The organism is Kocuria sp. CPCC 205258, from assembly GCF_040981005.1.
In the GTDB taxonomy this organism is placed as follows: domain Bacteria; phylum Actinomycetota; class Actinomycetes; order Actinomycetales; family Micrococcaceae; genus Kocuria; species Kocuria rosea.
This window is the reverse complement of the sequence record NZ_JAVKPS010000035.1, coordinates 1-800: the sequence shown is the minus strand read 5'-3', so window position 1 is coordinate 800 and position 800 is coordinate 1. Positions and strand designations below refer to the sequence as shown.

Annotated in this window: 1 pseudogene; it reads left to right on the top strand. The window is 67.8% G+C overall.

Going from position 1 to position 800, the window contains the following annotated elements:
* A pseudogene (locus tag RF644_RS18680) lies at positions 1 to 800 on the top strand (pyruvate dehydrogenase (acetyl-transferring), homodimeric type); the annotation flags it as partial.

Below are 800 nucleotides of genomic sequence, written 5' to 3'. Positions count from 1 at the left end.
GGCAAGATCGTCCAGGAGCTCGAGGCCTTCTTCCGCGGCGCCGGCTGGAACGTGGTCAAGGTGCTGTGGGGCCGCGAGTGGGACGAGCTGCTCGCCAAGGACGAGGACGGCGAGCTCGTCCGGATCATGAACGAGACCCTCGACGGCGACTTCCAGACCTACAAGGCCGAGTCCGGCGGGTTCATCCGCGACCACTTCTTCGGCAAGTCCCCGGCCACCAAGGAGCTCGTCGCGGACATGACCGACGACGAGATCTGGGAGCTCAAGCGCGGCGCCCACGACTACCACAAGGTCTACGCCGCCTACAAGGCCGCGACCGAGCACGAGGGCCAGCCGACCGTGGTCCTGGCGCAGGGCGTGAAGGGCTACGGCCTGGGCAGCCACTTCGAGGCGCGCAACGCGACCCACCAGATGAAGAAGCTGACCCTGGAGGACCTCAAGGCCTTCCGCGACCACCTGCGCATCCCCATCTCGGACGAGGAGCTGGAGAGCGACCTCTACGGCGCGCCCTACTACCACCCCGGCAAGGACTCGCCGGAGGTCAAGTACCTGCTGGAGCGCCGCAAGGAGCTCGGCGGCTTCGTCCCCGACCGCCCGCACGAGCAGCAGGAGATCGCGCTGCCCACGGACGCCGCGTACAAGTCCGCGAAGAAGGGCTCCGGCAAGCAGATGGCCGCCACCACCATGGCCTTCGTGCGCATCCTGAAGGACCTCCTGCGGGAGAAGGAGTTCGGCCACCGGATCGTGCCCATCGTCCCCGACGAGGCCCGCACCTTCGGCATGGACTCGTTCTTCCCCAC